Genomic DNA, 26,854 nt, shown 5'->3' on the forward strand with positions numbered 1-26,854 from the left:
TTTATTTAAAAAATAATAGCGAGAGTTCTATCATCATGATTTCCTCTACTCCAAAAATCCATCCAATCATTCAGGTTATTTTCAATGCTTTTTATAGGAGCATTAAAATCAATTGTTATATTACTTTCATTCAGACCTTGTAAATCTTCAATAAATTCATTCCATTTTTCTATCTTATTTAAATTTGCTTCAACTTCGAATTTAGGGTCATAAATTCCATCAGACATTAAGAATAAAAATGAAAAATCTTTTTGAAAATGTACTGAAAATCTAGTAGCCATAGGTCTATCTTCAGAATAAAATATGTTACGTTGTGTAATAAAACGAGTTCCACCACCAAATTCGCCTATATCTAACCAATTTAGCATAGTTGATTGTTTTTTATCTTTACTTATAATACAAGCTGGGCAGTCACCAACACTAAAAGAAAGAAACACATATCCATTTGCGAATTTTTTAAAAGCAGTAAAAACTAATGTGCTATGAAAGCTATTGATACAGTTTTTTTCATTCGTATTTTTATCGAATAAATGAGGAGTTTCATTGTAAGTTTGAAGTGCTAATTCATTCAATTTTTCATGTGAATGTATAACTGCTTTATAAAGTGTTTTTTTTGTAGAAATTAATACTTCATTTGATAGGGAAGTTTCTTCATTGAAATCTAAGGTACTTACTTCTTCTTCTAAACTCTTAAGCTTTTGTTCGTTTACAATATTTTCTTCAAAGTATTTTACAACTTCATTACAGATTAATTGAGATCCTTTTCTAGAAAAAGTAGCGCTACCAGCTCCATCGCTTACAGCTATAATATTCCACTTAGAATTTTTAATTTGCTTAAAAGCAAAATCATCATCTCTGTAGCTACCTACATTTTTATGAGATCTTCCTCTTTTAGAAGAGACAACAATTGACTTTTCTTCTAGTTCTTGAGACATAGATCGATCATCAACTTTCCAAAAAATACTTTCTGTATCGCTTGGTATATCTTTCCATAATGATTTAGGATCTGGATTAATTAGGAATGTGATTTCCTTTTCATTTACAGTAGTACTTGTTTGTTCTCCTTCAATTTTAAATAAAATTATTACTTTAAAATTCCCGCTTTTGCTAGGGATTCCTTGTAGAGATTTTGTGTTTTGATCGTATGATAATCCTATTTCTTCTATACCAGAAAAATAGAGCTTATTTATATGATTTGTTAAAAAAAAAATATCTTCAAAAGTAAAATTATAACTTTTATTAACAGTACCATTAGGTATGGTAATTTGTAAATTTTTAAATTCTAAAATTTTACTTCTAATCATCCATTTATCCATAAGAACATTTTGAGTTTTCAGTATCGTAGCTTTTACTCTTCTGTATTTTTACTATTAATAAAATTATTTAAATCTTCTCTGTTGTTGATATTTCTTTTGAAATAAAAAAAGAGATAAGTATTGCAATGATAATTCTTTATCTCATTACCCTTGAGTTCTATTTACATCAAATCCACCACCTCCAGAACCATATCTTCCTTTGTTTCCACAACTAGGACAGGTTGATATTTCTTCATCACCAATACAATGAATTTGACCACACTTGCATACTGCAAAAGCATATTGATTTCCGCAACATGGACAAGTTGGAGCACCGATTAGCTCTTCTGTGTTTACAGTATATTGTCTTGATGATTGATCAGATAATTCTATGTAACTATCATCGAGTTGAAATGCACCATTAAGTCTATATGATTTTGTTCCTAATTCTATTCCAGCAAAACTAGATTGACGAATTATCTTTTTATATTTCATTAAATATGGCTTCTTTGTATTTTGACAAAGTCCAGATAGAACTACAAAATTATCATCGACAGGATGTGCATAAGGATCTATTTTTTCAATATCAATTGTAGATAAGTCATCTGTAAAATTTGCAAGTTCAAATCCTGCTTTATTTTTTTCAACACTTTCACTACTAGTTTTAATAGAATCTGTAACCCATTTAAAGAATTCTCTATATCCAGAAGCATCGGTGTTTTCTAGCTGTAGAACATGATCTGTAAGTTGTCCTAAAATTCTATTATCTGTGCCATCACCTATAGAAACGGCAACTAGATTAGCTGTTTTTCTCCAGTTATTGTTCCATTCCTCAATTGCTTTTGTGGTATCATCGGTAGGAACCCCATCTGTAAACAAGAAAACTATAGGTTTCCAATCACCTTTTTGAGTAGCGGTTGTTTTAACCAAATTTTTTCTTAAATCATGCATTAAGTGTCCTAGGCCTTTACTTAAAGAGGTTCCACTACCTATTGGAAATCTTGGAGGATAAAAACTTATTATATCTTGTAAAGGAACAAGAGTTTTAGCTTGCCCGGCAAATACAATTATTGAAATCCAAACAGTTTCTAAAGAATTTGGGTCCGATTTTAACTCTTGTATAATTGTAGAAATTCCATCTTGTACTTGATTAATAGGGTCTCCAACCATAGATTCAGAGACATCTATTAAAAAATAAATGGGTAGTCTTCTCATTATGAAAATGTATTAATGCTTTACTCTTTTAATTTTGAATTATAAGCTGTTTATTTTTTATTTTTCTCTTTAACTCAAAAAAGTTAAATAACAATAATGTCTTCTGATGGAGGAGGAGGTAAAGTAATAGTTTCAGAAACTCCTAAACTTTTGTTTCCTTGTTCAATAGTATCCGATACCCACATAAAAAATTGTTTTAGGGTATTGCTATCTGCTGTTTGTAAGTGAACTACTGTATCAGTTAATTCTTTAAGCTTTTCATCGTCAGCTTTATGTCCAGCAGCACAGCCAACAATTGTACCGAAGTTTAACGATTTAATTTTAGGAATTACTTCCTTATATTGTTGAACATCAGATGGTTTTCCATCTGTAAATAAAAATAGTAAAGGTTTCCAATCTCCTTTTTGTTCTGCAGTACTTTTCTTTATGTCTTGTTGCACTTTTCCATAAAGAAAATCGAGAGCTTTACCTGTAAAAGTAGGACCACTTTGCGGACAAGTAATTTCTGGTAATTGGAAAGAAGGTAGATCTGTTAATGGAACAATTTCTTTAACTTCTTTATCGAATGTTATAATACTTATCCATAACGTTTCAGATGCTTGCGCATCTGAACGTAATGTATTGATCATACCACTTAATGAATTATTTAATGCTTCAATAGGTTCTCCGAACATAGAACCAGAAGTATCTAACAAAAAATATACAGGTAATCTCCTCATAAATTTAATTTAATAAATTTTCTAATTCTGTCGGTAAAGTACCTAGGGTACTTTTTAAACTCAATAATAATGCCTTTTCAGTATTGTCTATAGTACCATCACCTTGAATTTGATTAACAAGGTATTTAGTTTCATCAGCATCGATTTCTCCATTTGATTCCTCATCATCAAGAACAAAGCTAGATATTGCTTTTACAAATAACCCTTCCCAAGAACTATGATTTTCTTTACCAGAAACAGCATCGTTTAATTCAAATAAAAAATTAGCTTCTTCTTTATCTATTGTACCGTCAGCATAAATAACTGTTTCTATTTCTTTAACTTCTGAAGCATCGATGATACCATCTTCTAAGATCTCTTTTTTTAATTGGTCTAAAGTTTTCATATTTAAGTTGTTTTTATAAAATAATGTCTAAATCAGCTGGTGGAGGAAAATCATTAAAGTTGGAAGTATCTTCTCCTTTTTCTTCAATCTTTGTAGATGCAATACCTATAGAAGCTGTAACCCAAGCAAAAAAATTAGAAATACTTTTGGCATCAGCTGTTTCTAAGCGGATTACATTTTTTGTAATTTGTTTTAAAAGTTCAGTATTTGCTCTACTTCCTGCAGCACAAGCTACTATTTGTCCTATATTTCTTTTTTTTATTTCTGTAATACCTTGTTGTATATCATCAGTGGGGACACCATCAGTCATTATAAATACTAATGGTTTCCAATCTCCTTTACTTAATGGAGTGGTTTTTTCTACTTCAGTGTCTATGTAGTAACTAACTAAATCTAATGCTTCCCCAAGTGCCGTAGTACCTTTAGCGGTAATCTCAGGAATTTGAAAAGAAATTACATCTGTTAGTGGCATTAATTGTTTTACTGAACTATCAAATGTAATAATACTTACGAAAGCTGTCTCAATAGCTTGAGGATCTTGTTTTAGAGAATCTATCATGAATTGAATCCCCTTTTTAACAGCTTCAATAGGTTCACCAGTCATAGATGCAGAAGTATCCAGTAGAAGATATACAGGTAAACGTCTCATTTATTTACTGTAATTTTTTAAAATTCTTTGGATAGTTTGTAAAAACATAGTGTCATTTGAAGGTTCTCCAATAGCATCAAACTTCCACTCTCCATTTCTTCTGTATAGTTTTCCCATGATTAAAGCTCCTTTACCAGCGTAAGTATTATCTGTAACGATATCGTAACTAGAGTGAACATTATTTACTCTACTTGGAGTTCCTTCATACATTCTAATTTTAGCAAAAGGAATATGAGAGAAATCAAAATTTTGTCCTTGATTCAAATAAATATTTAAAAAGAAGAATATCTTTTCAACATTAGAATCAACGCGATCTAAATTAACACTTATAATTTCGTTATCTAGTCCATCATCACCACCTACATCTCCTTGTCTATCATCACCACTATGTCTTAATGCACCGTCTTTAGAGTTTAATTTTCCTAAAGGGAAATTATTTTTTTGTAAAAAACCGTTATACTCTGGAGAATAAATCCAATCAATAAGTTCCCCATTAGTATCTGTCATGATACAACTTAAATCTAAATCTACATCTTCGATTTTTTTTCTTGTACCAAAGAAACCTTTTTTTATGGTTTCAATTGCTCCCCAGTTTACACCTACGCAAAAGTTAGTAAGTTTTTCACCAGAAGATTTTTTTAAATCAATTTTTTGTCCTTTAGTTAAGTTGATAGCCATTATTTAATATATTTTTTTGTGATTATTGATACTGTTTCTTTAAGATCTTTAGCTTCGCTTGGTTCACCAATTGCATCAAATTCCCAAGCTCCGTTATTTAAGGTTAAACTCCCCATTATCATGGAAATAAACCCGCTGTATTCTGGGCTTGAAGCAACATTATATGTAGCAAAAACTTGTTTGACAACATCAGGAGTTCCTTCATATAAGCGTATAGAAGCAAAAGGAACTCTAGAAAAATCTTGCTTTTTATAACTATTTAAGAAAAAAACTATTTTCTTTATAGAAGGTGAAATTTGGTTTAGATCTACAGATATAATTTCATTATCTAAACCATCATCTCCATCTAAATCTCCATCTCTATCATCTCCACTATGTTTTACAGAAAAATCCTTAGAGTTTAATTGACCGTAATATACAATATCAACTAAATTTCCATTAGTGTCATAAAGAACACAACTAGCATCTAAATCAACAGATTCCGTAAATGTTTTTGTTACGGTTTCTTCTTTACCACCAAAACCTAAAAATCCTCCTTTTTTTTCACGCTGAATGTAAGTGCCTTTTATGGCACCCCAATTTGCTCCAACGCAAAACTTTGTTAGTTTAGATACATTACCACTGGATGATTTTTTAGTAAGGTCAATCTTTTGACCTTTTTTTAAATCAATAGCCATATGAATTAATTGTATTTGTTTAAGAAATCTTGAAGACCTCCTTTTAAACCATTACCAATAGCTTCAAACTTCCATTCATTATTTCTTTTATAAATTCTTCCAAACTCAATAGCAGTTTCTATAGAGAAGTCTTCATCAAGTTCAAATTTCATTATTTCAGTACCGTTAGTGTTGTCAACTATTCTGATAAATGAGTTTCTAACTTGACCGAAATTTTGTTTTCTAGATTCGTATTCATCTATGGTAACAACTATACATACTTCAGTAGCTCTGCTATCTATTTTAGAAAGATCAATAAGGATTGATTCATCGTCTCCTTCTCCTTCTCCTGTTCTATTATCTCCAGTGTGAACAACAGCTTCATTAGGGCATTGTAAATTATTGTAAAAAATAAAATGTTGATCCGATAATATTTTTTTGTTTTCTCCAAGAATAAAAACAGATGCATCTAAATCAAAATCTACTCCCGTAGAAGTTTCGTTAGTATCCCATCCTAATCCAACAGTAAAATTTCCTGTTGATAAAGATTCTCTTTGACCTTTCTGTAAATTAATTGCCATTATTTATTATTTGAGTTAATATTTTATAATGAAAACCTGAATTACTTATTTAAGCGTAACAAGTGTAATTATTTCTTAAGAATTTATTGACTTCATGAAGAATAGAGATTGCAATTTTCTTGTTTTATTAACCTATTCTTTTTCTATGTAACAAATTTTCTAAATTCAATTTAGCCAAATATATATATAGTTTTTTTAAAAAACAATTTAATCATTTTTAAAGATGTTAAATGTATATTTTACTTAATGAGACATAAGTGTTATAGTTTTTTATTTCAATGTGAATTTATGATTGGATATAACTTTTAATAATAATTTTTAGTCAATTTTGTATTAGTGTTGTTTATAATAGGTTTAAAAACAAGGATTTAATTTTTTTAATTTTGAATGCTTAACCCCTAATTCTAAATAATTTATGAAAGTGTCTTTCAAAACTACTCTAATATTTAATTGAGATTTTAAAAATTTTTTATAACTCTAATTCTTGGTTTTTTCTTTAATCTTCAGATAGTAGTACAGTTGTTTTACTATTGAATTTTATTCGTGTTGTCTGTTTAAGCCTATAAGCTTTTAATAGATGAAAACACGATCTTATTCATTCTAGAAGATGTTCTATTTCATTACGTTATACTATGTTAAGAGTTTCGTTTTTTCTTTAAGAAATACAATATCCAAGTCTGTTTTATGTTATAGTCCTCAAAATTAATTTCCTAAATAAACCAAATGATGAAAAATTATCAAACTATCAAAAAACTATGTCTAAAAAGCTTGGTTTTATCCATGTTTTTTATTGTCCAATTATCACATGCCAGAGATATCTACGTTTCTAAGAAAGGAAACGATGCTAATAATGGAAGTTCTAATTCTCCATTTCTAACTATTCAAAAAGCTTCTTCAGTTGCTCAACCTGGAGATGTTATTATTATTGGAGGAGGTACTTATGAAGAAACCATTAGACCAGCAAGATCAGGAAAAGCAGGTGCTCCAATAATCTATTCAGCAAAACAAGGTGAGAAAGTTATTGTATCTGCAATGCAAGCTTTACAAGGTTGGCAAAAAGACAATGGAGTGATTTATAAAATTAAAGTCGATTGGGATCTTGGTCAAGAGAATTTTGTAATGAATGGTAATACTGCTATGGATTTAGCACGTTGGCCAAACAATACAGACGGAAAGCCTTTTACCTTAAATTCTTTGAGGAATGATGGCGGAAGTAATAAAAATGTGTCCAATGGTGCGTTTTTAACCTCTTCTAAAATTCCAAATATTAACTGGAAAGGTGGAGCTATTTTCTTTTATGGTGATCGTCCTGGTTCTGGATGGATTGCTTGGAAAGCTTTTATCACTTCAAGTTCTTCTGGAAGAGTAAATTTCAATTTAGATAAAAATCCAACATGGATTAGAACTTTCCATGATCCGGCTAGTAAGGGTGATTTTTATTTAGAAGGAGTAAAAGGTGCTTTAGATTATCAAAATGAATGGTGGTTTAATAGTAGAACAAAAGAGTTATTTGTGCAAATGCCTAATGGTAGTGCTCCAATTAATGGTAAAGTGCAAATGAGAAAACGTAAAGTAACTATCGATTTAAATCAGAGAAGTTATATTGAGATTAAAAACTTGGCTGTTTTCGGTGGAGCTATTCTAATGAAATCGAATTCTAATAATAATAAGTTATATGGAGTTTCTTCTTTCTATGGAAATCATACACAAGGAGTTTTTAAAGGTTTCAATGCTGGAAAACCTAGTGTAGAAGTAAATGGGAAAAATAATGTGGTAGAAAAATGTGAAATTGCTTTTAGTGCTGCTACTGGTGTTCGCTTAGGAGGAAACTCTAATAAATTAGTGAACAATTATATTCATGATTTTAATTATTTAGGTTCATACGATGCTCCGTTGGTTGCAAGAGGTGGAACTGATAATAAAATTTTACGAAACACAATTTTTAATGCAGGTAGAGACGGAATTAATTTTAATGGAAATCGTTGTGAAATTGGTTACAACGATGTGTCAAGAAGTAATTTAATTAACGACGATTGTGCGCTTTTTTATACAGTTGGAGGTCCGCAAAATACAGAAATTCACCACAACTGGTTTCACGATGCAGAGAGTAGAGGAAAGTTAAAAAAGGCAGCAGGAATTTATTTAGATAACGATGCTGAAGCTTTTTCTGTACATCATAATGTAGTTTGGAATGTTGAATGGACGAATGTTCAAATCAATTGGGATGGTAAAGATCTTGATATTTTCAATAATACATTGGTAAAAGCTAAAGGTGGAACCATGGGAGCTTGGCATAAAGCTGGTACTAAATTCACGAATGTTAAAGTATGGAATAATATTACAGATAGAAAAGTAACAGATCAAGCAGGGAATCAAGAAACAGAAGTAACTTGGGAACCTCAATCTGACAAACAAAATAATTTAATTGATAAGAATTCTTTTGTTAACCATGCGGGTAATAATTTCAAACTTAAAGCCAATTCCAAAGCGGTTGATTATGGTAGAGTAATTAACGGAATAACATATGGATATAAAGGAAAAGCTCCTGATGTGGGTGCTTATGAACTTGGTGATAATTGGGTGCCTGGAATTAATTGGAATCCTGAATTTGGACCAACAGGTTTAGGTTGTTATGGTTTACCAGGAGAATCTTGTAATAATCCAGATACTGGTGGAGATACTTCTAGACCAGATGCCAACTTAGAAGATGGTATTTACTATATCGAAAATCCGTACGATAGTAAGAAATTAAATAGTCCTAACGGAAGAACAATTGATTTATCAAATACAGCAGCAAATAGTGCAAAATGGGAAATTGTAAAATCAGGAAGCTATTATACAATTAAGAACTTAAGAAATAATGAGTATTTCGAAGTGCCATATGCTGCTTGTGAGAAAAATGATACAACTCAAAATCCGAATCTTAATTTCGGAACTTGGACAGAAGCTACTGCAAATCATCAAAAATGGAGTATTACCAAAGTAGGCGAGGATTACTTCCTTGAGCCTTTACACTGTACTAAAGTTGTAGATAGAAACAATGGAAATACAATGCATTTGTGGACTTTCCAAAAAGGAAATAAAAATCAGAATTGGAAAATCGTAAGTGCAGAAGAAAAGTGTAATTTAAATTCTGAGTTAGTTAATTTAAAAATTTCTAATACTACTGAAACTTCTTTAACATTAGCTTTTGATGAAATTAAAAATGTTAGTACGTATGAATTACGTGCTTGGGTAAAAGGACAGTTTACTGGAAATATTAATACTCCGGCTGCTTTAGTGTATAAAGACGGTAATTCTTCGCCATTAACTATAAGCGGACTTCAAGCTGGTACACCATATACATTAGTTTTACGTGCAATTTGTGCTTCTGGAGGAACTACAAAATTAGTTCAAATTGATACAACTACATTAAGAGGAAAAGAAGCATGTAACAATCAAGTTATTATTGAGAATTTTAAAGTGAAAAGCAGTACAAATTCATCTATTACTGTAACATTTACAGATTTATTGAATGTAAAAACTTATGAATTAAGAGCTTGGCTAAAAGGACAATTTACTGGAAATATCAACAGCCCAAGAGCTATATCGTATGAAGGATCTTCTATTCCTGAAATGACTATCGATGGATTACAGCAAGGTGCAGAGTATACTTTAGTCTTACGTGCTATTTGTAATGCGGGAGTAACAACACAGTTGATAACATTAAACGGGTTCACGAAGTCTAGTTTTGCAAAAATAAAAGAGAGTAAAGGAAACGAGGTTTTGGTGTATCCTAACCCTTTAAGGTTTGAAAAGATTACCGTTTCATTTAATAATACAGATAGAGAAGATTCAAGAGTTTTGATTTTTGATACTACAGGAAAAATGATTTTTAATAAAACAACTAAGAATAATTCCTTGAATTTAAATAGAAGTGATTTTGGAAGTACAGGGATTTATTTTATTAAAGTAGAACAACACAATAAAACGATAACAAAGAAAGTTATCATTCAGTAAAAAATCTTAAAAACGGATATTGTAAAATATCGAAACAAAAAAAGCTGTCTGAATTCAGACAGCTTTTTAAATATTATAATTGAAATAAGAATTATCCTAAAGTAACTCTTACGAAGTTTTTAACTTCTACTTCACCATAAGAAGAAACATATTCAGCAACAGTTTTCTTCTCATCCTTGATGAATTTTTGATCTAATAAACACTGCTCTTGATCTAAAGTTGTGTTATCAGAAATAAATCTTTCCATTTTACCTGGTAAGATTTTGTCCCAGATTTTCTCTGGTTTACCTTCAGCTTTTAACTGCTCTTTAGCGGCTTCTTCAGCGTTAGCTAAAGCTTCGTCTGTTAATTGTAATCTAGAAACGAATTGAGGAACGTTCTTTAAAGTTTTACCTAAACGTACTAGTTCTTCGTTGTCTTTTACGATAGCAGCGATTCTAGCTTCAGTTTCAGCAGCAACGTACTCAGGAGAGAAATCTTTATAAGATAAAGTTGTAGCTCCCATAGATGCAGCTTGCATAGCTAAATCTTTAGTTAAATCAGCAGCTTTGTCAACAGTTTGAGTTAAACCAACTAAAGCAGAAATCTTTCCAACGTGAGTATAAGAACCTACATAAGGAGCTTCAACTCTTTCGAAAGAAGGGATCTCGATTTTCTCACCGATTACACCAGTTTGCTCGATTAATTTTTCAGCAACAGTAACTCCACTTTCGAATTCAGCAGCTAAGAAATCTTCTTTGTTAGAATAGTTGATAGCGATATCAACGAATTGCTGAGCTAATTCTTTATATGTGTCATTTTTAGCAACAAAATCAGTTTCACAAGCTAATACGATAGCAACACCGTAAGTATTGTCGTCACTGATTTTAGCGATAGCTACACCTTCAGAAGAATCACGATCTGCTCTTTTAGCAGCGATCTTTTGACCTTTTTTACGTAAGATTTCAATAGCTTTATCAAAGTTACCCTCTGCTTCAACTAAAGCGTTCTTACAGTCCATCATTCCTGCACCTGTAGTCTCTCTTAATTTTTTTACGTCTGCAGCGCTAATTTTTGACATTTTGTTTGTTTTTTAAGGTTGTATTTAATTGTACAATGATAAAATAAATTAAAGGTTTCAATGTAATGAAACCTTTAAATATTTATTTTGCCTCTTCAGTTTTTACTTCTTCAGCTTTTTTACTTTCAGTCTCTTTTTCTGTTTTAGCTTTTTCTTTGTCAGCTTTTCTATCAGCTAAACCTTCAGAAATAGCTTCAGTAACATAAGATAAAACTTTATCAATAGACTTAGAAGCATCATCATTTGCTGGGATTACGAAATCGATCGGTCTTGGATCAGAATTTGTATCAACCATTGCAAAGATTGGAATGTTTAATTTTTGAGCTTCAGCAATTGCAATGTGCTCTTTCTTTACGTCAATTACAAATAAAGCACCTGGTAAACGTGTCATATCAGCAATAGAACCTAAATTCTTTTCTAATTTTTCACGTTGACGGTTAATTTGTAATTTCTCTCTTTTAGATAAAGCGTCGAAAGAACCATCTTGCTTCATTCTATCAATAGCAGCCATTTTCTTTACAGCTTTACGGATAGTAACGAAGTTAGTTAACATACCACCTGGCCATCTTTCAGTGATGTAAGGCATGTTCACAGATTTAGACTTTTCAGCTACGATATCTTTGGCTTGTTTCTTAGTCGCTACGAATAAAATCTTACGACCAGAGTTAGCGATCTTTTTTAAAGCTTCTTTAGCTTCGTCGATCTTAGCTGAAGTTTTATATAAATCAATAATGTGAACACCATTACGCTCAGTGTAAATATAAGGTGCCATGTTTGGATTCCACTTTCTAGTTAAGTGACCGAAGTGTACTCCATTTTCTAATAATTCTTGAATGTTTGCCATTTTAATAAATGTGTTTACGTTCTGTTTTCACAATAGTACAGTAGTTTTACGTCTGAACTATTTAGATACTAAACTGTTGATAAAAAAATATTTTTTGAAAAACAGTTCCAATAAACGATTAACGTTTAGAGAACTGGAATTTCTTACGTGCTTTCTTCTGACCGAATTTCTTACGCTCAACCATTCTTGGATCACGAGTTAATAATCCTTCTGGTTTTAATACTGCTTTGTGTTCTTCGTTAATTGAAACTAAAGCTCTAGTAATAGCTAAACGGATAGCTTCAGCTTGTCCAGTTACACCACCACCGTATACGTTTACTTTAATATCGTAAGCCTCTAAGTTTTCAGTTAACATTAAAGGTTGTCTTACTTTATATTGTAAAGTAGGAGTAGTAAAGTAATTAGTTAATTCTCTTTTGTTGATTGTAATGTCTCCTTTACCTTGAGAAACATATACACGAGCAACAGCTGTTTTTCTTCTACCTATTTTGTGAACTGTTTCCATTATTTAAGATCGTTAAGGTTAATAGATTTTGGTTTTTGAGCTTCTTGAGCGTGCTCAGTACCAGCATATACATATAAATTTCTAAATAAAGCGCTACCTAATTTGTTTTTTGGTAACATTCCTTTAACTGCTTTTTCTACTAATCTAGCAGGGTTCTTATCGAACACTTCTTGAGCAGTTAACGATCTTTGTCCACCTGGGTAACCAGTGTGACGGATGTAAGTTTTGTTATTCCACTTACTTCCAGTTAAATTAACTTTTTCAGCATTGATAATCACAACATTATCACCACAATCTACGTGAGGTGTATAATTTGGCTTGTGTTTACCTCTAATAAGTTTTGCAACTTTAGAAGCTAAACGACCTAATGATTGCCCGTCCGCATCAACAACAACCCACTCTTTGTTTACAGTTGCTTTGTTAGCCGATACTGTTTTGTAACTTAATGTGTTCATACACGATTTAGTTTTTGTCTATTAATAAATTATATAACTTTTCCTTAAAAAAGGAGTGCAAATTTACAAATATTTATTTTACTGACAAATAGGAAGTTGGTTTAATTTTATTTAAGAATCTCAAAATGCGAATTAACATATTGTTAAGAGATTTCTAGTATACTTTTGCGACAACGATTCAAAACTAAAAATGAAGGTAAGAACATTACTGTTTATTTTTTCTGTTTTTTGTTCACTATTGGGATGGGGGCAAAGTTTAGAAAAGAAAATATATACAACTAAAAAGACTGATAAAGAACTTACAATTGATGGAAAATTAGATGATCCTGCTTGGGAAGCTGTTCCTTGGGGAGGTGATTTTTTTCAAAAAGATCCAGAAGAAGGAGTTGCTCCTGCTTTTCAAACTAAGTTTAAAATTCTTTATGATACAAAGTATCTTTACATAGCAATTAGAGCATTTGATGATTCACCTGAAGAAATTGAAGCTCGTTTAACTCGTCGTGATGGTTTTGCGGGTGATCGCGTAAATGTGATTATAGATAGTTATCATGACAAAAGAACTGCTTTTGTTTTTACAGTTACAGCTGCTGGGGTAAAAGGAGAAGAGTTTGTGACTCAAAATGGTCAAAATTGGGATGAAAGTTGGAATCCTGTTTGGTATACAGATGCTGTTATTGATGATAAAGGTTGGACGGGAGAGATGAAAATTCCATTTAGTCAATTGCGTTTTGGTAAAGCAAAAGAGCAAATTTGGGGGTTAAATTTTAATCGTACAATCTTTAGAAAAAACGAAAGGTCGCTCTGGCAAAGAATACCAAATGATATTTCTGGTTTTATCAGTGAAGCAGGGGAATTACACGGGTTAATTGATTTAAAATCACAAAAGCAATTAGAGATTCAGCCATTCACCGTAATGTCTTATGAGACTTTTGAAAAAGAACCAGGAAATCCGTTTAGAGATGGTGATAATTTTAGAGTTAATGGTGGGTTAGATGCTAAAATTGGAGTAACAAATGATCTTACTTTAGATGTAACAATAAATCCAGATTTTGGTCAAGTTGAAGCCGATCCAGGGAATATTGTGTTAGATGGTTTTGACGATGTTTTCTTCCGTGAACAAAGACCATTCTTCGTAGAAAATAAAAATATTTTTGATTTTAGGGTTGGAGGACAAGATAATGTGTTCTACAGTAGAAGAATTGGAAGAAGTCCACAAACTTCTGCCGATTCTAATGATGGAGAATTTGTAGATGCGCCAATTAATAGTTCTATAATTGCTGCTGCTAAGTTTTCTGGTAAAACAAGAGATGGTTGGTCTATTGGTGTTTTAGAAACTGTAACGGATAATGAGTATGCGGAGATTGATAATAATGGAGATAGAAGAGAAGTTTTAGTTGAACCATTAACAAATTATTTTGTAACAAGAGTTCAAAAGGATTTTAACGATAGGAAATCTTTTATCGGTGGTATTTTTACAGCTACAAATAGAGATTTACAATCGATTAATACACTTCATAAATCAGCGTATTCTGGTGGTTTAGATTTTAGACACGAATGGAAAAATAGAGATTATTTTATTCAAGGTAATTTCTCTATGAGTCACGTTTCAGGAAGTAAAGAAGCTATTCAAAGAACGCAGGAATCTATTCGTCATTTATTTCAACGAGTAGATGCTAGTCATTTAAGAGTAGATCCAAATAGAACTTCTTTAACTGGAACAGGAGGGCGAGTTTTTGGAGGTAAAAGAGGAGGAGGAAATTGGCGTTTCTTTTTAGGAGCCAATTGGAAATCTCCAGAGTTTGAATTGAATGATGTAGGTTTTTTACGTCAAACAGATCAAATATGGCAATTTGGTAACATTGAGTATTTATGGCAAAACCCAACAAAAATATACAGACGAGCTTCTGCAAGAGTTGTGTTAAGAAGTATGTATGATTTTGCTGGGAATTTTAACAGAATTGAATACGAAACTAGAGGGAATATTAATTGGGATAATAATTGGGGAACGGAAGGAAGAATTGGTTATCGCCCTAGATCTATTCAGAATTCATTTTTAAGAGGAGGTCCACGCTGGAGAAATTCAGAAGAAGTGTATTATAATTTTGCAATTGGGTCAGATTCTAGTAAAAAGTTCAACTTCTCTATTGGTTATGCGAATAATTATGGAACAGACGATAGTTTTAATGTGAAAAACTACGATTTAAACCTTAATTACCAACCATTGGATGCTTTAAGTGTTTCTTTGAGTACAAGTTTTCGAGAAAATATAAATAAAACACAATATGTTTCTGAAGAATTAAATGGAGCTACACCAAGATATGTTTTAGGAGAAATAGATAATAATAATTTGTCCTTTACATTTAGAGCAAATTATAGTATTAATCCTAATTTGTCAATTCAGTATTATGGACAGCCATTTATAGCTAGAGGAAGATACAGTAATTTCAATTATGTATCAAATTCTTTATCTGAAGACATCGGAGGAAGAGTTGTTTTTCTAGATGAAAATCAAGTGAATTTTGATGCAAATGATGAAGTTTTCAGGATTGATGAAAATTTAGATGGAATTACAGATTATGAATTTTCTAATCCAGATTTTTCTTTTGCTCAATTTCGATCTAATTTAGTAATGCGTTGGGAATATACTCCTGGCTCTGAGTTTTTCTTTGTTTGGTCGCAAGGAACTACTGGAAGTCAAGATCCAGATCGATCTTTATTAGGAGGATTAAATAATCAAATTTTAGAACAAGAATTAGAAAATATATTTTTAATTAAATTCACTTATCGATTCTTGAAATAAGAATAAAGCTTTTAAAATAAACAAATCAGTCAGAGTATCACTCTAGCTGATTTGTTTTATACTAGTTTGTGAATTCCGATACTAGTAGAATTATTAACTAATTGAAAAATCTTTGAGTTTACGTTAGTGAAGGGTTTAAGTCTTGATAAGATTCCTGTGTTTGATTTCTATTGTTGTTATAAAATACAGAATATAAAAGCATAAAAAAACCACCTACATTTAGGTGGTTTTTAAATTTTGTAAAGTGAAAAGATTACTCAACTTTTTGATCTAATAAATCAAAGAATTGATTTAAACGAGGTAAGATGATAATCTTTGTACGTCTGTTTTTAGCTTTATTAGCTGGTGTATCATTAGGAGCTAATGGTAAGAAACTACTTCTACCAGCAGCAATTAATCTAGACGGAGATACATTATACTTCGATTGTAACTCACGTACAATTGCAGTAGAACGCTTCACACTTAAGTCCCAGTTGTCTTTTACAGCAGCAGTGTTAATTGGAGTATCATCAGTATGACCTTCAATCATAACATCCATTTCTGGTTGTCCGTTTACCACAGTAGCAACTTTTTGTAAAACTTTAGAAGCTTTATCTGTAATTGTATAACTACCGCTCTTGAATAATAACTTATCAGAAATAGAAATAAATACAACGGTCTTCTCTACATTAACCTCGATATCTTGATCGTCAATTCCGTCTTGTAATTCTTTCTTTAAATGAAAAGCTACTACTAAGTTTAATGAGTCTTTTTTAGAAGCTGCAGCTCTAATTTTGTTGATGTATTTATCTTTTTTACTTAATTGAGCTAAAGTTTCTTTAATGTTGTCGTTAGCACCTTTAGTTAAAACAGTTAAATTTTCAACTTGTTGAATAGTATTTTCTTTGTCTTTTCTTAGTTCGTCAATTCTTCCTTCTAAATCTTTAGAGCGATCCTGATACTTCTCTTTCTCTACTAAACACTTAGTAAGGTTTGTTTTTACTGTTGCTAATTCATCTTTAGTTTGTTCGTGCTTTGCCTTTAAAGCTTCTAATTCTTTGCTAGATGCACAAGAAGCTAATAAAACAGCAGCCGATAGAAATAATACTATTTTTTTCATCTTAATGTAGTTAATGTAAGTAGCAAATTTAAAAAAATGATAAAACAAAAAGTCACATTAACGGTATTTTAGTACAGATTGATTTATTTTTGTTAAAAAAATATAAATTAATGGCGTCAAAATACTATTCTTTCCTGCTAGTTTTCTTAGTTTTTTTTCAAGCTTGTAAAACTGAAAATAAAAAAGAACAAGTTCAAACAACGCAAGAATCCTTCACTAAATTGAGAGGAAACGTTTTTGGAACAACGTATAATATCATTTATAAGAGTACAGAGAATTTTCAAGAGCCAATTAATGTAATATTCGAAAAATTTAATAATTCATTATCTACTTACATTCCAACATCTTTAATTTCTAAAATAAATCAGAATGATACAACAGTAGTTGTTGATGCTTATTTTGTTGAGGCTTTTGATAAAGCAAAGCGTTTGTATAAAGAAACTGACGGGTATTTCGATCCTACGATAGGGAAATTAATTAATGCGTATGGTTTTGGTTCGGGTAAAGAAAAAAAGAACCTTACAGAAGAAGAAGTTAAAGAATTAATGAAGATTACAGGTTTCGATAAAATGACTTTAAAAGGTAATAAAGTTGTAAAAGCTCCTGAAATGGAATTTAACGTAAATGCCTATGCAAAAGGTTTAGGAATTGATGTTGTTGGACGTTTTTTAGAAAGTAAAAAAATTCAAGATTATTTAGTTGAAATAGGAGGTGAAATTAGGGCTAGAGGTAAAAACTCGAGAGATTCTGCATGGAAAGTAGCAATTGATGATCCTAAAACAGATGGATCTAGGAGTCAATCTCGATTTATTTTATTAGATAATCAATCTATGGCTACTTCAGGAAATTACAGGAAGTTTAAAGTCAATGAAAAAGGAGAAAAAATTGTACATACTGTAAATCCAAAAACTGGGTTAGCTCAAGAGAATAATTTATTAAGTGCTTCGGTTTTAATGAATGGGGATTGTGCAGATGTAGATGCTTATGCAACAGCATTTATGGCAATGGGATTAAAAAAAACAAAACTTTTTTTAGAGAAGCATCCTGAACTTAAGGTTGTACTACTTTTTACAAATGATAAAGGTGAAATAGAGGAATTTTCTAATTAATAATACCTAGCTTTAGGTATGTTTTAAGTCTTTGTCTCATAGTATTTTAGTTCTGATTTTAAAAAGGAAATCAAGAACAGGGTTTTAACCATAAATACATAAAAATGAGAAGGGGATTATTTATCGTTTTTTTAGTCGTTAATTTCTATACTTCAATAGGGCAATCTAACTACGAAATTGCTAAAGTTTATTTCAGTAAAGCTGAAAGAGACATGGAGAAAATAGATTATCAAGCTGCTAAAGTTAACTTCGACAAAGGAGTATCTAAAATAGATTCTATCCAAAAATCTAGAATTGCAGAAATGGGTACTTTAATTTATTATGAGCTCAAATCATATAAAGAAGCTAAAGATTTTGCTAAAAAATATTTTCAATTATCTAGAAGTAAAACTTCAGAAACTTACAAGCAAATGTTGGAATTGTATGTTGATATTGAAGAAAAACTAGAGAAGATTGAAGCTGAACAAAAAGAAGAAGAACGGCTAAAGTTAATGGCTGAAAAAGAAGAAAAGCGAATAGATTCATTAAAACGTGAATGGAATGCGATTTCAGATGCTTTATCTATTCATGCGGATACAATTTTTAACTTCAACACATACGGGTTAGCTATTTTTAAAAAAGGAAATAAATATGGTTTGTTAAATGAAAATGGAAAGATTCTCATAAGGCCAAATTTGTATGAAAATGCTTTAACTTTTGAAGGCGTGTTTCTTTTTGTAGATAAGAAACGAAAAGGAACTCAAATCTACTGTTACAAATCTAAAGAGAAAGAAGGTTTTGAGTTGCCAGATATTAAAAGTGTTAATTCCGCATCTTCTTTTTTTGAAGCAGTTTTATTACCAAGAGGAAATCAACAGTTAGTTGCTTATCCAAATAATAGTACAGATACCTTTGTTTTTGATTTAGTTAATGAGAGTTTTCTTCGAATTAAAAAAATTGAAGGGCAGTTAAAGGCTATGAAAAAAGCAGATATAATTGATAAGTATGATGAAGATGAAAACACTGTGAAAATTAATAAAACATGGTATAAGTTAGGTGGTCATTTAGGGGGAGATATTTATACATTATACGATCAAGAAACTAAAAAGTTAAAAGGATATTTATTTGGTTCTTCTGAAATTTCTGAAAACGAGAACCGAGTTTTATTTGCTGAAGATATTGGCTATTTGGGTAGTTTTTATAAAAATAAAATTCAAGCTCAAAAAGGAAAGAATACGAGTTGGTATAATATCCTTGGAGAAAAAGTTAGTAAAATGAAAGATGCAAAAGGAACTTATACTAACGATGTAATTATTGAAAAAAAGGATACAGGTAAATATCAACTTAAAAAAGATGGAATTGTGTTTTTAGGAGATAAAAAACTTCAATCTTTAGAAGATTACTTGAAAGAAAATAAATAACTGTTTATTGTCCTGTTTTATAGCATAAAGGTAAAATTTCACCTTTAGCTAAAGCATATCGCTCCACTAATTCTGGGGCGATTTGTTTTGTGTAATCTACTTCTTTTACATCAAAACCTATAGAACGTAATTTGTTGAAATAATCTCTTCCATATACACGAACATGGTCGTATTGCCCAAATATTTTAGCTCTCTCTTTTGGATCTGTAATAGAGTCATCTTCAAAAGTGGTTTCTCTGTTTAAGTCTTGAGGGATTTGGAATATACCATAACCACCAGGTTTTAATACACGAAATAGTTCTTGCATTGCTTTTGTATCATCTGGAATATGTTCTAACACATGATTACAAAAAATAATATCAAAAGATTCGTCTTTAAAAGGTAAATCACAAATATCTGCTTTAACATCAGCAATTGGCGATTCTAAATCTGAAGTGATATATTCTAGGTTTTTTAATGCTCTAAAACGATGCAAAAAACATTGTTCAGGAGCAATATGTAGTAGTTTTCTCTTTTCTTTAGATGAAAAAAAGTTTGTTTCTTGCTGTAAATACAACCATAGTAAACGGTGTCTTTCTAAAGAAAGAGTAGATGGAGATAATACATTTTCACGTTGAACTTCATAACCGTATGGAAGCATCTTTTTAAAAGATTTCCCATCGATAGGATCTGTGAAATTATCTCCTTTTAACCACCAAGCTATTACAGGACGAACCCAATAACTAGCTTTGATTAAAATAGGTCGAGGTATGGTGTTTAATACAGTTTTAAAAAGTGACACTATTAAAGAACTAAAGGTTGTTGTCTAAACTCATTTTCTTCATCACTTTCAATACCTAAAGCTTCGTAAATGTATTGGAAAGTAGAAAGTAACTCTGGTTTTCCATCAATTAAAGCTACATCATGTTCAAAGTGAGCAGATGGCTTATTGTCTAAAGTAGTTACCGTCCAACCATCTTTATGGAATCTTATTTTATGAGTTCCCATGTTTGTCATAGGTTCAATAGCTACTGCCATACCTTCAACAAACTTTTTACCTCTACCACGTCTTCCGTAATTTGGCATTTCCGGATCTTCATGCATTTTTCTACCAATTCCATGTCCTACTAACTCTCTTACTACACCATACCCATGTTTTTCTGTAAATTGTTGAATAGCATAACCTACATCTCCAACACGGTTTCCAACTTTAAATTCACGAATACCGACATACAAACTTTCTTTTGTGATGTCTAATAGTTTTTTAGTTTCTGGATCAATTTCGCCAACAGCAAATGTATATGCATGATCTCCGTAGAATTCATTCTTTAAAGCTCCACAATCGATAGAAATAATATCTCCTTCAACTAAAGGAGTGTTGTTAGGAATTCCATGTACTACTTGAGAATTTGGACTCATGCATAATGTGTTTGGAAAATCATATAAACCCAAAAAAGCAGGAATTGCACCTTGTTCTCTTATAAATTCTTCAGCAAGTTTATCTAAATATAAAGTAGTAACTCCAGGTTTTACTTCTTTAGCTAACATTCCTAAAGTTTTAGAAACTACTAAAGCACTTTCGCGCATTAACTCTATTTCTTCTCTGTTTTTTGGTATAATCATTTCCTATGGAATAAATAAAGTGCAAATATACTGGATTCGTAGAAACATTTAAGGTTTAAATTCTGGATGCTTTTTTCTAAACGCTTGCACTTTTTTTAACCAGTCTGGCATTCCATGTTTTTCTATCATTGTTTTAATGTGTGAATCATTAAAATCCAAATAAGGTTTGTAGCTGTGTAAATACTGAAATTCGTTTTTATGTTCCCAGTTTTCAAAACAAGATTTATGCATTCCAGAATCTGAAAATTCACCAAATTTATGATCAGGAATTAAAAAAGCAGACCATGAAATTATTTCATTGTCTGCTTTTAATGTTTTGTTGTGTAAAGAGTATTTTGTTGATTATGAGATTGTTAGAGTTATAATGATTACTTTTCATATGCATGTTTGTATTCTTTACCAGATACAATTTGTAGTATGTCTTGTTCTAAAAAAGCGTCGTTAACAGTGTGTTCTACAAATCTTCCAATTTCTTTTCCATTTCGGTAAAAAATAAATGTAGGAACTCTTTCGATATTATATCCTTTTTCTACTCCTTTTGCTTTTTTATCTCTGTTTACGGTAACAAGTTCTAATCTATTTTGATTAAAATTTGTTTCGTTTAAAATCTTGTAAAAGTTAGGGACTTCACGTCTGCTGTCATCACACCAAGTTCCCATAAAAGCTTTTATAGTAACATCTTTTAAATAAGGAGTTAACTCAGAAATAGTTTTTTTATCTGTTTCGTAATACTCATAATAATCATTAAACCATTCGCTTCCGTATGGTTCTTGTTTAAAGTCATTTTGAGTAGCGTATCCAACTAAGTTCCCATCACTATCTTTTTCTGCTTTAAACTTTGCATTCGATTTTTGATAAGAAGAACAAGCACCGATTAAAAATATGGTGATTGCATATATTATTTTTTTCATTGTTATTTAAGATTTATACCAGAGATTCCTGAGTCATTTCAGCTGGTTTTTCTACACCTAACAAATGTAATATGGTTGGAGCCATATCTCCTAAAATTCCATTTTTGATTGATTTTAATTCGTTGTCTATTAAAATTAATGGAACCGGATTTGTAGTATGTGCAGTATTTGGAGATCCGTCTGGATTAATCATCGTTTCACAATTTCCGTGATCTGCAATTAATAAGGTTGTATATCCATTAGCTAAAGCACTAGTAACAACTTCATTCACACAGGTGTCAACAGCTTCACAAGCTTTAACAGCAGCATCGAAATCTCCTGTATGCCCTACCATGTCTCCATTTGCAAAATTCAAGCATACAAAGTCTACTTCTCCTTTTTCTAATTCAGGAACGATTGCATCTTTAATTTCAAAAGCACTCATTTCAGGTTTTAAATCGTAAGTAGCTACTTTTGGAGAGGGACATAAGATTCTTTTCTCTCCTACAAATTCTTTTTCTCTTCCGCCAGAGAAGAAAAATGTAACATGTGGGTATTTTTCTGTTTCTGCGATTCTTATTTGTTTCTTTCCTGCAGTTTCTAAAACTTCTCCTAAAGTATTTTCAATATTTTTATTATCGTAAATTACATGGATTCCTTCAAAAGTGCTATCATAATTTGTCATGGTAACAAAATATAATGGTAGCTTCTTAAGGTTTTGATCCGCAACATCTTTTTGATTCAATGCTTGAGTTAATTGTCTACCTCTATCTGTTCTGAAATTAAAAAAGATAACAACATCATCTTCTTTAATTGTAGCTCTAGCCTGGTTGTTCTCGTCAGTTAAAATGATAGGTTTAATGAACTCGTCGGTAACATCATTCTTATAACTTGCTTCAATACTTTCAATGGCGTTAGTTGATAAAGTACCTTCACCGTTTACTAATGCATTATAAGCTAAAGCTACTCTTTCCCAACGATTATCTCTATCCATAGCGTAATAACGACCAGTAATAGAAGCCAAACATCCAGTACTATTCGTCATGTGATTTTCTATGTCTTTTATATAGGCAGCTCCAGATTTTGGGTCTGTATCTCTACCGTCTGTAAATGCATGTAAGTAAATGTTTGATATATCATTATTCTTAGCTGCATCTAATAATCCTTTTAAATGATTAATGTGTGAATGAATTCCACCGTCTGAAACTAAACCTAATAAATGGATGTTTTTATTGTTTTCTTTTGCATATTGAAAAGCATGAAGTAATTCAGTTTCCTTAGCTAAAGTATCTTCTTTTATAGCCTTGTTTATTTTAGCAAGGTTTTGGTACACAATTCTTCCAGCTCCTAAATTTATATGTCCAACTTCAGAGTTTCCCATTTGTCCTTCTGGAAGCCCAACATATTCACCATCAGTTCTTAATTCAGAATGAGGAAATTTAGTGTACAAAGAATCTATAAAAGAAGTGTTTGCTTTATCTACTGCAGAAATTTCAGGGTTAGGTGAAATTCCCCAACCATCTAAAATCATTAAAATTACTTTCTTATCCATTTGGTATAATTTGATAAGTAAAAGTAGTAAAGATTTTAGGTTTTTTACTTAAAATTTCACGAAACCGATTGCGATTAATGTAGCGATAGAAATTAAACCAATAGGAACTAAATAGGAAAGAAGTTTCCGTCTGTTTTCTTTTTTAGCTTCTAATCTTATTTGTTCTAATTGTTTTTCAGTAGCTGTTTTGTTAAAAGATAATTCGTCTGAATCATTTTTTTTGAAATATCTGTGTTTTTTTAGTTTTTCAATAGCGCTTTTACGAGGTCTTTTATTATTCTTAATACTCGTAATCATAGCAGAAGTTGATCCCATAACAATATTTTTAGCATTTCCTATATGTAGCTAAATATTTGAAAACGTTACATTTTTACCTATGTTAATAGATTTTGAAAATATGTTTTTTGTGTTTTTTTTATTTGTACATTTGCACGCCGAAAAAAATAGGTTGTGTTTGTGACTTTTTTATAAAAAAGGTATCAAATACTAGTGTAAACATAGAATGCATAAATAAAAGAAGAAATGAAAATATTCAAAAATGTAATCCCTGTAATCGTTATTGTTTGTTTTAGTATTCAAACTGCGTTTTCTCAAGAGATCTCAAGAGAGGATAAGAAAACTATAAAAAGCAAAGAACAAGAAATTCGTGTAAACGAAGAAATGTTGTTAAGTGGAGTAGAAGGTTTAGAAAGAATTAAGTCTAGATTAACGAAAGATAAAAGTAAAAACAGAATAACTAAAGAAGAGGTTTTAAGAAAGGAAACGATCATCAGAAATGTTGAGACTAGATTATCTAAACTTGATAAGAAGATAAAAACTCAAAAAGAAGAGTTAAATTCATTCAAGAAATCTTTAAATGTTAAAGTTGCTGAAGTTAAAGAAGTTGAATCTGTAGAAACTAAGACTGTAGCAACTCCTGTTGCAGAGGTTAAAGCTGATAGTGATTTAGAAAAAAGAGAACAAGAATTAAAAGCAGCAAGAGAGAAGTTAGAGAAAGAAATAAAAGCTAGTGAAGAGGCTTATAAAAAGCAATTAGAAGCTTTACGTAAAAAAAACGAAAAGTTAGCACAGTTAGACAGCAAGTTAAAAGCTGAGAAGAAAGAAATTGAAGATAAGATCTCTAAAGAAAAGAGAATGAAAATAATGGAGGTAGAGGATGATATTAGCGTTAATGAAGAGATGTTAATTAGTGGGAGACAAGGTTTAAAAAAGAAGAAAGACCAATTAGAAGCTGCTAAGAAAGAAGGTGCTTTAACTGCTGAAGATATTCAAAGAAAAGAAGCAATTATCAGTAGAGTTGAAAAAAGATTAAATAAGTTAGAAAACGAGATAAAAGAGAAGAAAGAAAAATTAAGTAAGCTAAAAGCTGCTTAAGTTTTTAGTGTAGATAATTGAGTTTAACTATAAAAGGGTAGATTGTGAAATCTACCCTTTTTTTGCACCTTAAAATTGAAAAGTCAGATTTTGGTTGATTTGACCTCTCAAATAATCACTATAAATAATTTTAAGATTAATTCTTCCCTATTAATTAACCTAAAGAAAAGTGTATTTATTAACGATTTTAATTATTGTTTTTGATGCGTTGAACTGTAATAGTATCAACACAAACCTCTAATCGTTTGCAATATGAATGTTTTTTAACTACTTGAAAAATGTAATTTAACTGTTAAGTTTTTTTGAAAAAGTTTTTTAACTGTTTGTTTTTAAGTTTTAACTTTCAGTAATGTAGTGTTTTAAGTTTTGTTTTTTAGTGGTTAAATTATTGTTTTTATTGCGAAATTAGATGAGCTACGTATTAATTTTAGATTTAAGCCAATTTAAAATTCCAATTTTTTTATCTAAAATAGAATCTTCAGCTTTGTCAAGTTTTTCACTGATTTCTAGATATAATTCTTTGAAAAGTAAAGACTTTTGGGCATTCGGATAATAAGGTTTAATCTTATTTAAACCATTTAATATACTTCGTTCTAAATTGAATAGTCGTTCATTACTTTTTAAGAAGTACTTACTTGTGTGAATAAGATGTGATATTAATTGATGATCTCCAAGATCATGTTGAATCATTATTCTTAAAATATTCCCACAAGAAATAATAAGAGAAGCAGGATTTGTTTTTTTATCACTAATCATAACACAATAATGATTCGCTTCTTTTAACATGCCTTTTAAAAAATACATGCGGGCAATAGATAATAAAACCTCAATACTAAAATTCGGGCCAGTCATTTCACTGTGTAAATTATAGTTTTCTTTAATCTGAGGAATAATCTCTAAAAAACGATTAGCATCTTTTTTTATCCATAAATAATTTAAAACTAAACAATCGTTTGCTATAGTGCTAAAGCTTTTGGTAATGGAACTAAATCGATGTTCATTTTCATCAATAAGTTTTAAAAGTTCTGGATGAATTTTTTCAAAAGGAGTTGTTTCCATCAAATTCATGCTAGAATCTAAATAATTGTTTAAAGCTTTAAATTTTAAAAGAAAATCATCTCGATACTTAGATGGATTATTGTTTAAATACTCATAAGCTAAAAAAGAGTAACGTTTCCCTTCGTTAAAATCATTATCTCCCATGTATATGAAAGATTTAGCCCTGTAAAAAAAGTATACAGATAGAACAGATTCAGCACTGCTAACGTCTTGTAATAAAGGGTTGTTGTTGTAATTTAAAAGGCCGTCTCTATTTTTTATTCGTTTGTCTAAAAACTGATAATGCAATTCACATATTTCTTCAGCTAAAAGTTTATAAGAGTTTAAGTTTTTTGATAATCGAATATATTCGTCTAATTCGGTAACTCCATCTTTAAAATTATTTGTCCCTTTATCATAATTGAAAAGTCTAAATTCTACAGCTTTCTTTTGTAATAAACAGCAAATATCGAAATCACATTTTTCTACAGCTATTTTTTTTAGTTTATTAAGTTTTCTTTTAGCTTTAGTGTACAAAGCGTTTTTTAAAAGCACTTCTAATTCAATAAATTCATTAAATAAATTAATGTCAGAATATTTTTCTTCTGATATTTTTAAATGGTCAATTAACTCTTGAAATAAATCAAACTTTAAGGTGTTGAATTTTAAAGAAGTTAATTTGTGTTTCTTTATAAAAGGTACTTTCTCAAAAGCTTTCTTTTTTCTTACTGTTTCTAGAAGCTTGAGTTTTGTTGTGGGTTCAGATTTTGTGTTTAAACTTCTTTTAAAAGAATTGTAAACTTTAGAACTTAAGGAGTTAATTAATAAGTTTAAATCTGCTTCTTCAGATTTTGACATAGGTTGATGTGATAATTAAATATATGACTATAAATGCTATAACATCTTTTTCAATTATAAAGAATAACTGCGTTTGATGAGATTTATTATA

Annotated in this window: 25 protein-coding genes; 5 read left to right on the forward strand and 20 right to left on the reverse strand. The window is 30.6% G+C overall.

Features of this window, described 5'->3' with window-relative positions:
* Positions 1–5: 5 nt before the first annotated feature.
* The 8 genes from Q1A46_RS12230 to Q1A46_RS12265 form a co-directional block, all read right to left on the reverse strand.
* A complete protein-coding gene (locus Q1A46_RS12230; protein WP_299678850.1) occupies positions 6–1,316 on the reverse strand; it encodes a protein phosphatase 2C domain-containing protein in 1,311 nt (436 codons plus the stop codon).
* A gap of 144 nt (positions 1,317–1,460) precedes the next feature.
* Positions 1,461–2,510, reverse strand: coding sequence for a TerY-C metal binding domain-containing protein (locus tag Q1A46_RS12235; protein WP_299678853.1), 1,050 nt, complete (start codon positions 2,508–2,510; stop codon positions 1,461–1,463).
* 83 nt (positions 2,511–2,593) lie between these two features.
* Entirely contained in the window at positions 2,594–3,229 is a 636-nt protein-coding gene (locus tag Q1A46_RS12240) for a VWA domain-containing protein (RefSeq protein ID WP_299678856.1), read from the reverse strand.
* Between the two features lie 4 nt (positions 3,230–3,233).
* Positions 3,234–3,614: a TerB family tellurite resistance protein gene (locus Q1A46_RS12245; RefSeq protein ID WP_299678859.1), complete on the reverse strand. Its 381-nt coding sequence runs from the start codon at positions 3,612–3,614 to the stop codon at positions 3,234–3,236.
* A gap of 13 nt (positions 3,615–3,627) precedes the next feature.
* Positions 3,628–4,263, reverse strand: coding sequence for a VWA domain-containing protein (locus tag Q1A46_RS12250; RefSeq protein ID WP_299678862.1), 636 nt, complete (start codon positions 4,261–4,263; stop codon positions 3,628–3,630).
* Positions 4,264–4,941: a TerD family protein gene (locus Q1A46_RS12255; RefSeq protein ID WP_299678865.1), complete on the reverse strand. Its 678-nt coding sequence runs from the start codon at positions 4,939–4,941 to the stop codon at positions 4,264–4,266.
* Positions 4,941–5,618, reverse strand: coding sequence for a TerD family protein (locus Q1A46_RS12260; protein WP_299678868.1), 678 nt, complete (start codon positions 5,616–5,618; stop codon positions 4,941–4,943). The genes Q1A46_RS12255 and Q1A46_RS12260 overlap by 1 nt, the downstream gene beginning before the upstream one ends.
* 5 nt (positions 5,619–5,623) lie before the next feature.
* Positions 5,624–6,178, reverse strand: coding sequence for a TerD family protein (locus Q1A46_RS12265; RefSeq protein WP_299678871.1), 555 nt, complete (start codon positions 6,176–6,178; stop codon positions 5,624–5,626).
* Positions 6,179–6,958: 780 nt separating this feature from the next.
* On the opposite strand from Q1A46_RS12265, the gene Q1A46_RS12270 reads away from it, so the two are divergent.
* Positions 6,959–10,177: a T9SS type A sorting domain-containing protein gene (locus Q1A46_RS12270; RefSeq protein WP_299678874.1), complete on the forward strand. Its 3,219-nt coding sequence runs from the start codon at positions 6,959–6,961 to the stop codon at positions 10,175–10,177.
* A 91-nt stretch (positions 10,178–10,268) separates the two neighbouring features.
* Here the strand turns inward: Q1A46_RS12270 and tsf are convergent, their stop codons facing one another.
* The 4 genes from tsf to rplM form a co-directional block, all read right to left on the reverse strand.
* The gene (tsf, locus tag Q1A46_RS12275; protein WP_299678877.1) at positions 10,269–11,237 is read right to left on the reverse strand and encodes a translation elongation factor Ts; all 969 of its coding nucleotides are present in this window, start codon (positions 11,235–11,237) and stop codon (positions 10,269–10,271) included.
* 82 nt (positions 11,238–11,319) lie between these two features.
* Positions 11,320–12,081 carry a 30S ribosomal protein S2 gene (gene rpsB, locus Q1A46_RS12280; RefSeq protein ID WP_299678880.1) on the reverse strand — a complete coding sequence of 254 codons (762 nt, stop codon included), beginning with the start codon at positions 12,079–12,081 and terminating at the stop codon, positions 11,320–11,322.
* Between the two features lie 118 nt (positions 12,082–12,199).
* The gene (gene rpsI, locus Q1A46_RS12285) at positions 12,200–12,586 is read right to left on the reverse strand and encodes a 30S ribosomal protein S9 (protein WP_299678883.1); all 387 of its coding nucleotides are present in this window, start codon (positions 12,584–12,586) and stop codon (positions 12,200–12,202) included.
* The gene (gene rplM, locus Q1A46_RS12290; protein ID WP_299678886.1) at positions 12,586–13,041 is read right to left on the reverse strand and encodes a 50S ribosomal protein L13; all 456 of its coding nucleotides are present in this window, start codon (positions 13,039–13,041) and stop codon (positions 12,586–12,588) included. Before rplM ends, rpsI begins: the two co-directional genes overlap by 1 nt.
* 190 nt (positions 13,042–13,231) lie before the next feature.
* Here rplM and Q1A46_RS12295 point away from each other — a divergent pair, with 190 nt between their 5' ends.
* A complete protein-coding gene (locus Q1A46_RS12295; RefSeq protein ID WP_299678889.1) occupies positions 13,232–15,841 on the forward strand; it encodes a DUF5916 domain-containing protein in 2,610 nt (869 codons plus the stop codon).
* 253 nt (positions 15,842–16,094) lie between these two features.
* On the opposite strand, the gene Q1A46_RS12300 is transcribed toward Q1A46_RS12295, so the two are convergent.
* Positions 16,095–16,940: an OmpA family protein gene (locus Q1A46_RS12300; RefSeq protein ID WP_299678892.1), complete on the reverse strand. Its 846-nt coding sequence runs from the start codon at positions 16,938–16,940 to the stop codon at positions 16,095–16,097.
* Positions 16,941–17,050: 110 nt separating this feature from the next.
* On the opposite strand from Q1A46_RS12300, the gene Q1A46_RS12305 reads away from it, so the two are divergent.
* Together Q1A46_RS12305 and Q1A46_RS12310 are read left to right on the forward strand one after the other, a co-directional pair.
* Positions 17,051–18,049, forward strand: a complete 999-nt coding sequence (locus tag Q1A46_RS12305; protein WP_299678895.1) for an FAD:protein FMN transferase — start codon at positions 17,051–17,053, stop codon at positions 18,047–18,049.
* Between the two features lie 104 nt (positions 18,050–18,153).
* Positions 18,154–19,449 (forward strand): hypothetical protein, encoded by a 1,296-nt coding sequence (locus Q1A46_RS12310; RefSeq protein WP_299678898.1) that lies wholly within the window; start codon positions 18,154–18,156, stop codon positions 19,447–19,449.
* Positions 19,450–19,453: 4 nt separating this feature from the next.
* Here Q1A46_RS12310 and Q1A46_RS12315 read toward each other — a convergent pair whose 3' ends face one another.
* The 6 genes from Q1A46_RS12315 to Q1A46_RS12340 form a co-directional block, all read right to left on the reverse strand.
* Positions 19,454–20,233, reverse strand: a complete 780-nt coding sequence (locus Q1A46_RS12315) for a class I SAM-dependent methyltransferase (RefSeq protein ID WP_299678987.1) — start codon at positions 20,231–20,233, stop codon at positions 19,454–19,456.
* Positions 20,233–21,051, reverse strand: a complete 819-nt coding sequence (map, locus tag Q1A46_RS12320; protein ID WP_299678901.1) for a type I methionyl aminopeptidase — start codon at positions 21,049–21,051, stop codon at positions 20,233–20,235. Before map ends, Q1A46_RS12315 begins: the two co-directional genes overlap by 1 nt.
* Before the next feature lie 48 nt (positions 21,052–21,099).
* The gene (locus Q1A46_RS12325; protein ID WP_299678904.1) at positions 21,100–21,282 is read right to left on the reverse strand and encodes a hypothetical protein; all 183 of its coding nucleotides are present in this window, start codon (positions 21,280–21,282) and stop codon (positions 21,100–21,102) included.
* 137 nt (positions 21,283–21,419) lie between these two features.
* Complete coding sequence (locus Q1A46_RS12330) at positions 21,420–21,962, reverse strand: thioredoxin family protein (RefSeq protein WP_299678907.1); 543 nt, start codon at positions 21,960–21,962, stop codon at positions 21,420–21,422.
* A 13-nt stretch (positions 21,963–21,975) separates the two neighbouring features.
* Entirely contained in the window at positions 21,976–23,493 is a 1,518-nt protein-coding gene (gpmI, locus tag Q1A46_RS12335) for a 2,3-bisphosphoglycerate-independent phosphoglycerate mutase (RefSeq protein WP_299678910.1), read from the reverse strand.
* 48 nt (positions 23,494–23,541) lie between these two features.
* Positions 23,542–23,808, reverse strand: a complete 267-nt coding sequence (locus tag Q1A46_RS12340; protein WP_299678913.1) for a hypothetical protein — start codon at positions 23,806–23,808, stop codon at positions 23,542–23,544.
* Positions 23,809–24,015: 207 nt separating this feature from the next.
* Between Q1A46_RS12340 and Q1A46_RS12345 the strand changes: the two genes are divergently transcribed.
* Positions 24,016–24,867 carry a hypothetical protein gene (locus Q1A46_RS12345; RefSeq protein WP_299678916.1) on the forward strand — a complete coding sequence of 284 codons (852 nt, stop codon included), beginning with the start codon at positions 24,016–24,018 and terminating at the stop codon, positions 24,865–24,867.
* Between the two features lie 414 nt (positions 24,868–25,281).
* Here Q1A46_RS12345 and Q1A46_RS12350 read toward each other — a convergent pair whose 3' ends face one another.
* The gene (locus Q1A46_RS12350; protein WP_299678918.1) at positions 25,282–26,763 is read right to left on the reverse strand and encodes a hypothetical protein; all 1,482 of its coding nucleotides are present in this window, start codon (positions 26,761–26,763) and stop codon (positions 25,282–25,284) included.
* Positions 26,764–26,854: the final 91 nt, after the last annotated feature.

The organism is uncultured Tenacibaculum sp., assembly GCF_947502995.1.
In the GTDB taxonomy this organism is placed as follows: Bacteria; Bacteroidota; Bacteroidia; order Flavobacteriales; family Flavobacteriaceae; genus Polaribacter.

Bases quoted from the DNA above. Each gene is read 5' to 3' on its own strand.
- Q1A46_RS12230 (WP_299678850.1), bottom strand. From the start codon at position 1,316: ATGGATAAATGGATGATTAGAAGTAAAATTTTAGAATTTAAAAATTTA.
- Q1A46_RS12235 (WP_299678853.1), bottom strand. From the start codon at position 2,510: ATGAGAAGACTACCCATTTATTTTTTAATAGATGTCTCTGAATCTATG.
- Q1A46_RS12240 (WP_299678856.1), bottom strand. From the start codon at position 3,229: ATGAGGAGATTACCTGTATATTTTTTGTTAGATACTTCTGGTTCTATG.
- Q1A46_RS12245 (WP_299678859.1), bottom strand. From the start codon at position 3,614: ATGAAAACTTTAGACCAATTAAAAAAAGAGATCTTAGAAGATGGTATC.
- Q1A46_RS12250 (WP_299678862.1), bottom strand. From the start codon at position 4,263: ATGAGACGTTTACCTGTATATCTTCTACTGGATACTTCTGCATCTATG.
- Q1A46_RS12255 (WP_299678865.1), bottom strand. From the start codon at position 4,941: ATGGCTATCAACTTAACTAAAGGACAAAAAATTGATTTAAAAAAATCT.
- Q1A46_RS12260 (WP_299678868.1), bottom strand. From the start codon at position 5,618: ATGGCTATTGATTTAAAAAAAGGTCAAAAGATTGACCTTACTAAAAAA.
- Q1A46_RS12265 (WP_299678871.1), bottom strand. From the start codon at position 6,178: ATGGCAATTAATTTACAGAAAGGTCAAAGAGAATCTTTATCAACAGGA.
- Q1A46_RS12270 (WP_299678874.1), top strand. From the start codon at position 6,959: ATGTTTTTTATTGTCCAATTATCACATGCCAGAGATATCTACGTTTCT.
- tsf (WP_299678877.1), bottom strand. From the start codon at position 11,237: ATGTCAAAAATTAGCGCTGCAGACGTAAAAAAATTAAGAGAGACTACA.
- rpsB (WP_299678880.1), bottom strand. From the start codon at position 12,081: ATGGCAAACATTCAAGAATTATTAGAAAATGGAGTACACTTCGGTCAC.
- rpsI (WP_299678883.1), bottom strand. From the start codon at position 12,586: ATGGAAACAGTTCACAAAATAGGTAGAAGAAAAACAGCTGTTGCTCGT.
- rplM (WP_299678886.1), bottom strand. From the start codon at position 13,041: ATGAACACATTAAGTTACAAAACAGTATCGGCTAACAAAGCAACTGTA.
- Q1A46_RS12295 (WP_299678889.1), top strand. From the start codon at position 13,232: ATGAAGGTAAGAACATTACTGTTTATTTTTTCTGTTTTTTGTTCACTA.
- Q1A46_RS12300 (WP_299678892.1), bottom strand. From the start codon at position 16,940: ATGAAAAAAATAGTATTATTTCTATCGGCTGCTGTTTTATTAGCTTCT.
- Q1A46_RS12305 (WP_299678895.1), top strand. From the start codon at position 17,051: ATGGCGTCAAAATACTATTCTTTCCTGCTAGTTTTCTTAGTTTTTTTT.
- Q1A46_RS12310 (WP_299678898.1), top strand. From the start codon at position 18,154: ATGAGAAGGGGATTATTTATCGTTTTTTTAGTCGTTAATTTCTATACT.
- map (WP_299678901.1), bottom strand. From the start codon at position 21,051: ATGATTATACCAAAAAACAGAGAAGAAATAGAGTTAATGCGCGAAAGT.
- Q1A46_RS12325 (WP_299678904.1), bottom strand. From the start codon at position 21,282: ATGCATAAATCTTGTTTTGAAAACTGGGAACATAAAAACGAATTTCAG.
- Q1A46_RS12330 (WP_299678907.1), bottom strand. From the start codon at position 21,962: ATGAAAAAAATAATATATGCAATCACCATATTTTTAATCGGTGCTTGT.
- gpmI (WP_299678910.1), bottom strand. From the start codon at position 23,493: ATGGATAAGAAAGTAATTTTAATGATTTTAGATGGTTGGGGAATTTCA.
- Q1A46_RS12340 (WP_299678913.1), bottom strand. From the start codon at position 23,808: ATGGGATCAACTTCTGCTATGATTACGAGTATTAAGAATAATAAAAGA.
- Q1A46_RS12345 (WP_299678916.1), top strand. From the start codon at position 24,016: ATGAAAATATTCAAAAATGTAATCCCTGTAATCGTTATTGTTTGTTTT.
- Q1A46_RS12350 (WP_299678918.1), bottom strand. From the start codon at position 26,763: ATGTCAAAATCTGAAGAAGCAGATTTAAACTTATTAATTAACTCCTTA.